The 10,967-nt window shown below is 44.6% G+C and carries 12 protein-coding genes; 4 read left to right on the top strand and 8 right to left on the bottom strand.

Annotated features, from left to right (window positions below):
- Window positions 1-30: 30 nt before the first annotated feature.
- The 3 genes from IT392_09260 to IT392_09250 form a co-directional block, all read right to left on the bottom strand.
- Window positions 31-411 carry a response regulator gene (locus tag IT392_09260; protein MCC6544674.1) on the bottom strand — a complete coding sequence of 127 codons (381 nt, stop codon included), beginning with the start codon at window positions 409-411 and terminating at the stop codon, window positions 31-33.
- A gap of 141 nt (window positions 412-552) precedes the next feature.
- Window positions 553-1,968 carry a sigma-54-dependent Fis family transcriptional regulator gene (locus IT392_09255; GenBank protein ID MCC6544673.1) on the bottom strand — a complete coding sequence of 472 codons (1,416 nt, stop codon included), beginning with the start codon at window positions 1,966-1,968 and terminating at the stop codon, window positions 553-555.
- Entirely contained in the window at window positions 1,955-3,511 is a 1,557-nt protein-coding gene (locus tag IT392_09250) for a HAMP domain-containing protein (protein ID MCC6544672.1), read from the bottom strand. The genes IT392_09255 and IT392_09250 overlap by 14 nt, the downstream gene beginning before the upstream one ends.
- A 132-nt stretch (window positions 3,512-3,643) precedes the next feature.
- Between IT392_09250 and IT392_09245 the strand changes: the two genes are divergently transcribed.
- From IT392_09245 to IT392_09235, 3 genes are all read left to right on the top strand, one after another.
- A complete protein-coding gene (locus IT392_09245; protein MCC6544671.1) occupies window positions 3,644-4,663 on the top strand; it encodes a sodium:calcium antiporter in 1,020 nt (339 codons plus the stop codon).
- Between the two features lie 169 nt (window positions 4,664-4,832).
- Window positions 4,833-6,458 carry a DUF389 domain-containing protein gene (locus IT392_09240; protein ID MCC6544670.1) on the top strand — a complete coding sequence of 542 codons (1,626 nt, stop codon included), beginning with the start codon at window positions 4,833-4,835 and terminating at the stop codon, window positions 6,456-6,458.
- A 628-nt stretch (window positions 6,459-7,086) separates the two neighbouring features.
- Window positions 7,087-7,689 (top strand): hypothetical protein, encoded by a 603-nt coding sequence (locus IT392_09235; GenBank protein MCC6544669.1) that lies wholly within the window; start codon window positions 7,087-7,089, stop codon window positions 7,687-7,689.
- Here IT392_09235 and IT392_09230 read toward each other — a convergent pair whose 3' ends face one another.
- The 4 genes from IT392_09230 to IT392_09215 form a co-directional block, all read right to left on the bottom strand.
- On the bottom strand, window positions 7,690-8,370 hold the full coding sequence (locus tag IT392_09230) for a hypothetical protein (GenBank protein ID MCC6544668.1): 681 nt from the start codon (window positions 8,368-8,370) through the stop codon (window positions 7,690-7,692). It abuts the gene before it with no gap.
- 68 nt (window positions 8,371-8,438) lie between these two features.
- Window positions 8,439-8,798, bottom strand: a complete 360-nt coding sequence (locus IT392_09225; protein ID MCC6544667.1) for a hypothetical protein — start codon at window positions 8,796-8,798, stop codon at window positions 8,439-8,441.
- Between the two features lie 138 nt (window positions 8,799-8,936).
- Window positions 8,937-9,122: a hypothetical protein gene (locus IT392_09220; GenBank protein MCC6544666.1), complete on the bottom strand. Its 186-nt coding sequence runs from the start codon at window positions 9,120-9,122 to the stop codon at window positions 8,937-8,939.
- Window positions 9,123-9,150: 28 nt separating this feature from the next.
- Complete coding sequence (locus IT392_09215; GenBank protein ID MCC6544665.1) at window positions 9,151-9,441, bottom strand: type II toxin-antitoxin system HicB family antitoxin; 291 nt, start codon at window positions 9,439-9,441, stop codon at window positions 9,151-9,153.
- 17 nt (window positions 9,442-9,458) lie between these two features.
- On the opposite strand from IT392_09215, the gene IT392_09210 reads away from it, so the two are divergent.
- Window positions 9,459-9,683 (top strand): tyrosine-type recombinase/integrase, encoded by a 225-nt coding sequence (locus IT392_09210; protein MCC6544664.1) that lies wholly within the window; start codon window positions 9,459-9,461, stop codon window positions 9,681-9,683.
- A gap of 266 nt (window positions 9,684-9,949) precedes the next feature.
- Here the strand turns inward: IT392_09210 and IT392_09205 are convergent.
- On the bottom strand, window positions 9,950-10,967 hold a 1,018-nt coding region (locus IT392_09205), incomplete at its 5' end, for a hypothetical protein (protein MCC6544663.1).

Here is a 10,967-nt window from a genome sequence, read left to right as displayed (position 1 = left end):
TAAATTTAATCCAACCTTTTTAAACATGACTTATCTCCTCCTTTGTGGTTGTAAAATACCCTTTGTGATCTTTAACAGCTTCTTCATCTCAAGGGGTTTCGGGATCACTGCATCAGCCCCCCGTCTCTTCGCTTCAATCAGTATCGCCTCCTGACACGAAGCTGTCATCAATATAACCTGCAGGTCAGGCAACTCTGTCCTGGCTTTGGCAAGCAGATCCAATCCATCCAGATAAGGCATGATAAAATCCGTAATTAACAGATCATATTTCCGCGCTCTTAATTTCTTCAATGCCTCTATACCGTTTACGGCTGTATCCACTGAATAATTCTCCGCCTGGAGCGTCTCTTTGAGCAGGGCGCAGGCAACAGGGTCATCCTCTGCAATAAGAATAGTGATTGTGCTGTTCATTAAAATGAAGAAACAGCAATGATTGTGCCATTTCCCCTTTTCACCGGCACACCCTTATTTTTCAATACCTTTGCAGGAGTTTCATCCTATCGTGAAATTGATATCAGCAGCCATTCTGCCACACCGTGTGAGGCATATTTGCTAATTTGACGGATCCTCTTCGAAAGGAGAGTTGTCCTCTTTATCAGTAAGGTTCAGGCGATGTCGTTCAGCCATTCTGTAAAGAGTCCTTCGGTCAACCCCGAGAATCTTTGCCGCCTCGCTCTTGTTTCCGCCGGTTTCCTTTAGAACCCGCATGAGATATAGCTTTTCGAGCTCATCCAACGGCATCAATTTGAAGGGAGGAAGGTCATCTTCAGGATAAGAATTATACCGGACCTGTTCCGGCAGGTCATCCGGCAGGATGACCGTATTTGTAGTAAGAACTACTGCGCGTTCAATGGTATGTTGCAGTTCCCTGACATTACCGGACCACGAATAACGACAGAGCAGATCCATTGCCTGAGGACTGAAACCGGAAACGTCTTTCCCTGCTTCTGCGGTATATTTTTTCAGGAAGTAGCCTGCAAGAAGAGGGATATCTTCTCTACGTTCACGCAAAGGAGGCAAAGTAATTGTTACAACCTTCAGTCTGTATAATAGATCTTCTCTGAAGCCCCCTTCTTTAACTTTGCGGTCAAGCGGCTGATTGGTTGCTGCTACTATCCTGACATTGACATAAACAGGTTCAGTGCTGCCGACGCGTCTTATTTCCTTCTCCTGTATCATCCGTAACATTTTCGCCTGAAGCGGCAGGCTCATGTCACCGATCTCGTCCAGAAAACAGGTGCCTCCTTCAGCCTCTTCAATAAGGCCCTTCTTACTGATAATCGCCCCTGTAAAGGCGCCTTTAACGTGACCGAAGAGTTCGCTTTCAAGAAGATTCTCAGGCAGTGCAGCGCAATTTACGACTACAAAGGGCTTCGATGACCTCGTACTATTATAATGAATAGCCCTGGCGATTAACTCTTTCCCTGTCCCGCTTTCACCCTGGATCAGGACATTGCTCGTACTATTAATAACCATCGCGACAGTCTTATAAATATCCATCATCGGACGGCTGCGTCCGATGATCTGATCCAGTCCATGGGCCATTTTTAATTCCCTCTGAAACTGTTCATTTTCCTTTTGAAGGCGCTTCTGCATCATGGCGCGCCTGACAACTATTTTGATCTCATCCTCGCTGAAAGGTTTGCTGACGTAATCAAATGCCCCGGCTTTCATTGCCTCGATTGCCGACTCCAGAGAACCGAAGGCGGTTATCATAATTACAAGGGTGTCCGGACTGACCTGTTTGAATTTCTTTAATATCTCGAGGCCATCAATACCAGGCATCATGAGGTCTGTTATTACGAGGTCATAGAATGAGGTTTCTGTTTTTTTCACAGCGTCCTGCCCGCTGCGGACTGTATCAACCTTATAACCCTCGTCACTCAATACCTCGGCAAGAAGCCGGCAGGCTATTTCATCGTCGTCCACTAAAAGGATATGGCAGGATTCTGATTCAGTGCGTTTCATGCTGTTTCACCGGCAATATGATTGTAAATGTTGTCCCCCTTCCAGCATGGCTGGAAACATATATTTCACCATGATGGGCTTTTGTAATATCCCTGCATATACTCAACCCCAGTCCTGTTCCCCTGCTTCGTTCTTTGGTGGTGAAAAAGGGTTCAAAAATCTTTGGCAGGTTGGCCTCATCTATTCCATGTCCGTTATCACTGACCGTTATTGTGACGGCCTCATGGTTACTCTCTGTGAGTTGGCTGAGAGCGGTATTGACTTCCAACTCCCCTCCTCCCGGCATCGCATCCATTGCATTGGTCAGCAGATTGAGAAACAGTTCCTGGAGCTGATTGTCATCACCTGCAATATCAGGCAATTGAGGGTCCAGGTTTGCTGTTAAATTAATCCCCCGCAGAGAGATGCCGGGTGTAATTAAATACAAGAGTTCTTCAAGAAGTCTGTTAATCCGGACAGGCGCCATTCTTGGGGCAGGTTTCCTGACTGTATCAAGCAGGTCCTGAATGATCTGCACAACTCTTTCAACCTGTGAATGGATGATCTTCAACCTCTCCTCACGTCTGTCTTCAGATGTATCCCGCTTCAAACGGTGGAGATGTCCCAAGATTGAATGCAGGGGCGTGCCAATACTGTGCGCTATTGCCGCAGCTACCTGTCCTGCAGCAGCGAGGCGTTCTGACTGTGCCAGTTGTAACCGAGCTTCAGAAAGACGCCTGTTCAGACTAATCAACTCATTGTATCTGTGATTCAGTTCTTTCGTTGCCTGCTGAACTCTTTCTTCCAGTTCTTCGTTAAAATTCCTGATCTTCTCTATCATCTTGTTGAACTGTTGCGACAGCATACCTATTTCATCCCGTGAATAAGACCTGACCCGGCTCTTCAGATTTCCTGATTCTGCCTGAGCCATTGCCTCAATAAGTATTTCGATAGGTTTACTGACAGTGCGGCGGAGGTACCATACAAGAAAGACCAGGATTGCAACGGCGGCAGTCGCAGTAATCAGAAATGCCTGACGGCGTTCCTCAGAGACCAGATCGTCAAACTCCTTTGTTGATATTCTCGCCCGTATCAGACCGGAGACCTCTTTCCGGATACGAACAGGAGCCACTATATTCCAGAAGCGATCAGCCCCATCCATCTTGAGACTGGTGAGAACTTCTCCGCGTTTAACAGCTTCTATATTGGTCGAATCGGGGGCAATGACAGGGCGATTCATTTCCATGCTTTTTCTGGCTGTAAGCTGGACTTTCTCAGATGTCAGATCAAAAATTTCAACCATTACGATATTGGGTCTTACCTGGAGGAGTTTCTCAAGTTCTTCCTGCAGTGTGCGCGTATCCCGCAACTCCTCTATTTCTACTATACCGGCGTCAATTTGTTTGACAATGTTTATGTATCGTTCCCTGAGGTTTTCTTCTGCCTTCTGTTCTGTCAGTGTCCGTGAAACATACGTTGAAACAAAGAGGACAGAGACCACTACCCCGATAATAAATACCGTGACTTTTGTCTGGATGCCAAGCGCCTTTCCCCAGGTGATCACGACATCATCCTGCCTTCCAGGATTTGTTCCATAGTCAGAGTTTACTTTATGTTGGCATGAAATATCAAATTACATTTGACGTCTATCTGAATCTATCCGTATTCTTGACACTATGTTCTCTTATGAAATAGTATGAGATGGAGGTCATTAATGCTTCTCTGGCTTGGATTCATTGTATGCACGGCTGTCATTGTCTACTCAGGAACACGTCTGTCAAAATACGGGGACATCATTGCCGAGAAAACAGGTTTGGGGAGGGCATGGATCGGTGTTGTCCTTATGGCATCTGTCACCTCTCTTCCCGAATTAGTCACCGGGATTACGTCTGTTACGTATGCTAATGTACCGGATATTGCTGTAGGTGATGTGCTTGGAAGTTGTGTGTTTAACATGTTCATTCTTGCCTTCCTTGATGCCTTTTACAAACCGATGCCTATATCTGCAAAGGCCAATCCGGGGCATGTATTATCCGCCGGATTCGGCATACTCTTGTTGAGCACCATTGCTTTCAGCATGTATGCACATAATTACATTCCTGCAATATTATGGATAGGGGTATACAGTCTTTGCACTCTATTTATATATATTATTGCGATGAGGCTGATCTTCTATTACGAAAAACGCCATATGTCCAAATATCTGCAAGAGATTGCTGTTGAAATTAAATACGAAGATGTAACTACAAGAAATGCAGTTTTACACTACACCATTAACGCATTCTTTGTAATCATCGCAGCCGCATTCCTGCCAAAGATAGGTGAAGGCCTCGCAGAGATGACCGGTCTTGGACAGACGTTTGTCGGAAATATTTTCATCGCAATATCAACTTCCCTGCCTGAAGTCGTGGTTTCAATAGCAGCGATAAAGATGGGAGTCATAGACCTTGCAGTGGGAAATTTACTCGGCAGTAATGTCTTCAATATTCTCATTCTTACACTGGATGATTTTTTCTTCACCACTGGTCCCATCCTCTCTTTCGCCGATCCGCAGCACGTAGTATCGGCAATCTCAGCTATAGCGATGACAACAATTGCCATAATTGGCCTGACATATCGCGCAGAGAAAAAGCCGTTTTACTTTATGGCATGGGATTCTATGGGGATTGTGATAATTTATGTAATAAACCTGATGCTTCTTTACAGGATGAGATAACTGGCAAATCAATCTCTCAGGATTTTCTGTTGACCTGAATCATGAACGACCCTACAATTGAAGAGATAACTTATTTTAATTGGTTATATGCTATAGTACAGGAAATTTCAAGTGGTTGATGTCATTTTGATGTTAAATACCATATGAAAGCAGTCATGAGGTAATTTCATTGGACTATGAGACTTTAGTCAGGAAAATCGGCTTCTATATCAGACAAAGACTTGAAAAGATGGCCTCTGATGTTCACCGTTCATCTGTGATCAAGGATATTTATACAGAGGTAGATATATCCCCGGGCTATTTTCTTTTTCTGACGCTGGCAAATCTGATAGCCCTGACCGGGCTTCTTACCAATTCTACAGCGGTTATCATCGGCGCCATGCTTATCTCACCGCTTATGGGCCCCATACTGAGCAGTGGATTCGCATTCATAACAGGAAACTGGTTGATAGGGAAAAAGGCCCTCCGTAAGATCACCTACAGTGTTGCATTAACTATTGCCATAGCATCTATGGCAACATACCTGTCCCCCATTCAGGATGTCACCGATGAAATAATATCGAGAACAAAGCCCAACCTCTACGACCTCGTTGTTGCCTTCCTCGCCGGTCTCGCCGGTGCAATCGCCATTTGCACCAAAAAGAACTACATCACCATTGTCCCGGGAGTTGCCATAGCCACTGCTGTCATTCCCCCTCTCAGTGTCACTGGTTTTGGTATAGGGACATGGAATGGCGCCATAGCAGGCGGAGGTTTTTTCCTCTTCTTTACAAACTTTGTCGCCATTATCTTCGCCACCTCCCTGGTTTTTTATCTCTATGGATTTAAACCGGGAATCATGACCGAGTTGACCATCTTACAATTAAAGAAGAGGGTCGCCATTCTAATTGGGATTTTTCTGATCATCGCAATCCCCCTGATCTACACCCTTCATGTTTCTGTATCACAGGTCAGGCTGAAAAATAATGTCCAGTTTACTCTGAAACAGGAGTTTGATATGGAAAGACGCTCTCACCTCGATACCTTTGCTTATATCGAGAGGGATGACCGTGGATTGGAAATCAACGCTATTGTCAATACGGTTGACTACCTGAAAGATGTGGACCTCAAAAGTATTGAGGAAAGGATTGGTCGGTATCTGAAGCGTGATGTTATCCTGAATGTTGAACAGGTCCGGGTACAGGCAGGCGGGTTGACAGAAGAGGCGGCAAAATCGGTCTTCCTGCCGGTCCTTGCACCGTCGAAACCTCCCATGGAGGTCATCAAGAATTCAAGAGATGATATTATTGGTTTAGTCAGAATAACGGTCGAGAAAATTGACAAGATCATTTCTCCTTCTGTCGTGGATGATTTTTATGTCGGATTTCATTACAAGACAAGCACTATTTCCGTAAATCTTAAGATAAGAAGGGATACTCCTCTTACCGATATCGAAATGCATTGGTTGAGCAGAATACTATCGGAAGAGCTTGGGTCCAAAGTTGAACTGACAGCTCATACCTTGCCGTTTGTTTCCCCTCTGACCTTTAACAGGAAGGAGACAAACCTGTCAGAGGATATGAAGACTGTATTGTTGGAAATAAAGAAGGTCTATCAAAGAAATCCGGCGTCAAAATTTGTCATTGAATCTTATACGGAAACGGGTCATCAGCGTGAGAAGAGGCATGCTGAAGAAAGGGCAAATATGATTGCAGCCTTTTTTACCGGGGAATTCAAGATACCTAAAGAGAATATTACAAGAATCGTCCGCAGAGGAACAACGAAGGTACCTACAGTAAAGATATCTGTCTTGTAAATTTATCAAAGAAAAATAACTATTCCTTGCTCAGTAGTTTACCCATCTCATGCCATAAAAGGTTGATCCTGTTTATTGCCGCCGGCAGATCACTGTCTAACTCTCCCCTTGCCTTCTTCAGAGTTTCATGAAGGTCCTCGTTTGTCAATATTTGCCACCTCTGTTCTCTTCGTTGCAAAGGCTAACAAACTTGGGGAAATAATTCAAACTACCGCAAGTGGTAATTATCGTGCAAATGTAGTATCTTTTAGGGTAAGAAGGGAGGTATTCGTTGAATAGTTTCCGTTTTGTTTTTTATCGCCGATGGTTCCGGTGTATCCTATTTTTTACCCTTGTCTTTGGCTTTGACTCACCCGGAACAACAGGGGCATCGGACGATCTAAACGAGTTCTTGATTCCTATCCGAAAGCCTGCAGTCTCTGAATTTGTCCCCCGGTTTTCAACGGATAAATCCGCTAAAAGGCGGTTGGGGTTCCTCTGTTCAGAAAAACAAGGAATCCGTATCTGTCAAGATCCGGAATCTGGAGAAGCCGTATCTTTCACCCTCTCCAACCTGGGTTCACCTCACATTGTTCCTCAAGGCCAGAATCTTGAAAGGAGTTATCGTCTTAAGTTTATAGGCAGAGAGATGCAAAACATTAGAATGACGATTTCCGAGCAAACCATGCCCGCTGGAAAGACAAGTCACACATTGATGAGAACGTCCATATATTTTTTCCCCCGCAAGGTACTCCCAACACTGAGTCTTATTGAAAATGATTCCGGCGGGAATGTGTTGGAGCTCGAGCTTCCGACAGGGGAACGGGTCTGTTTCGATCGGGAGACTAAAGAAATCATAGGCGGTGTGCTGCATGAGGACGCTCCCATGGACACGAACCCGGATCGCCATAAACGACGGTTCGCACAAATAACATATTCGGGAGACGGTGTTACAATACGTGTGGACCAAAGAGGCGAAGCCCCGGAAAAAGCTGTGGTTTGGGGCCAGAAAAAGACGGCAACCATTACCTTCGGAAAAAAAAACTGCAAGTTGTCCCCTGCCCAGCTTTGGGAACAGGATTTGGGTTGGTTTGACTTTCTGTTTCCGGCTGACGCAGAACTCTACAAATTCCTCAGGGATTCATGTGACTGGAATGACCTGGAGTTGCCAATAGACTTGCCTGACGACTCTTTTACCTGCCGGAAAGTGCTTGATTCGCCCAAAGAGGTATACGAAACAGATAGCAGATAACTATGCCTTCCTCAGCAATTTACCCATTTCATGCCATAATAGGTTTATCCTGTTTATTGCCGCCGGCAGATCACTGTCTATCTCTCCTCTTGCCTTCTTCAGTGTTTCATGAAGGTCCTTGATGGTCTTCCTGTTTTCTTCCGGAACCACATTTCCCATTTTTTCAAACATGTCGCTGAGCAGTTCCATCTCGGCCTTGGCAGTTGCAACATTCCGGATTTGCAGCTCCACCTGGACTTTCAGGATGTGGCTTCGGATCGTGGCCATAGATGCCTCAAACTGGATTCTCTGAAGGTTTTTCTCTGTTTCTATATTGAATTTGTTCAAGGCCTCTGTCTGACTTTTCATCGCCGCATCCATTTCTGCCTTCTGTTTCCTTATCGCGTCATCTGCGTCAGATATCCTTTTGCCTGAAGATTCTTCCAATGCGTTAAGTTTCATGGAAATAGCATTCACAGTTTTAACTATTTTCCGGGTGTCAGAATCCGGGGTCAGTTGTGTAACCTTACGGATCTCTTCTTCACTCTGAACAAAGGCCTCGATTTTCTGCACCTTTTCTTTAAGAGTACTGACCTCCGTCCTGAGATCAGCCATCTCTTTCCCGATCAGGAGAGGCAGTCCAAAGTATCCCCCCGCTCCAATAACCGCAATTAAAATAATCACTGCAATAACCGTTTTCATAGGCATTCTCCCTTGTCAAACTGGCATCCCGCAGAGTTATTCCCTTGTCATGGGAATCTGTTTCAAGACTAGCAGGCTTTCAATCTTTTTATGGCCTTCCTGCCCGTCTTTTTTACCTTTTTCTCAACCCGGCCCTCGATTTTCATGATCCGGGTTTCAAGCTTCTTGATCTTTCCAATAATTCCCTTCACCTTCTTATCCGCCAGAGGGTTTTTGACCTTTGCACTGAGATCATATACCTTGCCGCCGAGTTCCGACATCTCTCTCTGAACCCTCATCTTGAGATCAAAGACCTTATACCGCTTCTTGCCTTCTGCCGTCAGTTCCTCTGCCTTCTCCCTGGCTGCCGCAGCCCCCTCCTTCACCGCACTCAGTCCTTCCTTAATACCCTTCTGCACATCTCTCCTGATCTTATCCCAAAAATCCATCTTCTCCTCCTTTCCTTAATTCCTTTATTGGTTTATCCCCACAGGATTGTGTAATCAAAGAAGTTGCGAAATCTTGATGAGTGAGACGCGTAGAAACTTGGGGAATATAATATGATTAAGCCAGTATCTATTACTACCCTATCTCTTTTTTCCGTATGACTTTCTCCTGACTATCTTAACTGTATTGTCAATATCCTTCATCGTCAAAGTAGTTTTTTTGAAAGCCTCCTTTGCAATCTTAAAGGCAGCATCAAGTCGTTCTTCAGGCGAAAGCACTAATAGTATATAATCATCGGGGTTTATCTTCTTTGCTGCTGTTTTCATACAATCACCTCCAAATAATCTTTTGACATTAGTATAGCATAATTTTCACAGTCAAATGGCAGTTATTCTTGGCAATTTGCGGCTCAAGCAGCCACTCAATAACGGTTTTATAGGCTTCGGCTGATTCAGAGGGTATGGGTTCCCCTGTCTTCTTAAGAGATTTTATATGCAGTGCTATCGCCTCCTTGATATTCCTTTTTGCCTCCTCAATGGTCTTGCCCTGAGAAAAACAATCAGGCAATGAGGAGACGACAGCATAATAACCAATGCCATCTTCTTCTGGAATAATTTCTATTGTGTAACGGTATCTTGCTGGCATAACAGGTCTCCTGAAAAATTATTACCTCCTATATACCACAAGGGCATTGTCTGCTACAATACGGGATAGACCTCTATGTTGTCAAGGAATTATTGGGACATAAGACGATTACTATGACCATGAGATATGCACATCATAATCCTGAATCTCTGCGGCATGGAGTAGAGGTCTTGGATAAGTCTGGTGACATTTTGGTTACAGTCGGTGATAAAGCGAAGATTTCTGTTGCTGTAACCTCTTGATTTACTGGAGCGGGAAACGGGATTTGAACCCGCGACCCTCGCCTTGGCAATTCTTAACAACCATTTTTTGAAAGGGCTTTAAGTTCATCCGGTTTCCCCGTTTTGTTTTGTTTAACCAGATGTTAAGCGTTCTCGATAGTTTCTACCTATTCCTATGAATTCTGTTGCTTGAATAGAAGTATATCACAAATCTATCACAGGAAAAATCCTGAATTCATAGGCCATGACCATCGCCTTGTCAGCATCAAGACACTCCCCAGCATCATTTATTTCTCAACCCATCTCCCATCAGAAAAGTTAAAAAACCTTGGGGCACGAACGACACTTGCACTGACGAGCCTGCGGTTTTCCTCCTGTGGCCCATATGAACCAGTAGATCGTGGCGCTGTGATTACTTCAATTACGGCTACCAGTAGCGGTTGTTTTTTGTTTGAATCGAATTTTAGCAATGCAGCATTAATTTCTCCCTTGGTGACAACATTAGCAAGTCCGAGAGTTGTTGACCCATATGTTCCACAGAGGCTCATGTCAACCTGTCCAACAGGAGGCTGGCGTTGTGCAACCAGGAGGGCATAACTTGCTCCCACACGGGTACTGATGAAAACATCTTGAGATACTATTATTGCCCGGTCATCTCCCTTCAACGATTCTATTTCCAATATCTTCTTTGTCAGCGATTCCTTTGTTTCCTGCGTATTCCCAGCTATCGATTCGATTTCTCTCACCTTCTTCTGTAATAATGTAATCGCCTCACTCTTCTGAATAAAAAATGTGCTTGGGCAGTCCGATTCGTCCGGGAAAATAAAATAGAACGGAAGTGGTTTATCTATATCTAACGGCTCCTTTTGATAAGGTGTCAGATTGACCATTCTGGCCATAAGGTACTCAGAGGCTGGACAGTTGAGGGGACTGCCGATAGTGATCTTTGCTCTGTCGTCTTTGAGCATTTTGATCCAGTCATCATCCTTGATCTGCTCGATGCGATCCCAGAGAAGCACATCCTGGATATCGATATGCATACCCGCAAGCTTCGTCCTGGTAAACCGTGTGACTGCTCGCATATCCCAGCGTGAAACAGTTTCAGTCTTAAGTTCTTGATGGTATCTGGCTGCAATAAAGATAGTCAGGGCCTCGCTTTCTGCCAATGAATCCAATATATTTTCCCCTCGATAGAATATTGTATTTTCGGCCAATCCTTCATTAAACCTCCGCAGGTACTGGTCTAAGGCCAGCAGCTCTGAAACTGATAAATAGACATCTTCGCCGTCACACAGTCGCTTTAGT

The sequence above is a fragment of the Nitrospirota bacterium genome (assembly GCA_020846775.1).
Classification (GTDB): domain Bacteria; phylum Nitrospirota; class 9FT-COMBO-42-15; order HDB-SIOI813; family HDB-SIOI813; genus RBG-16-43-11.
Note: the sequence above shows the minus strand (reverse complement) of the source record. Positions and strands in the feature narration are given on the sequence as shown.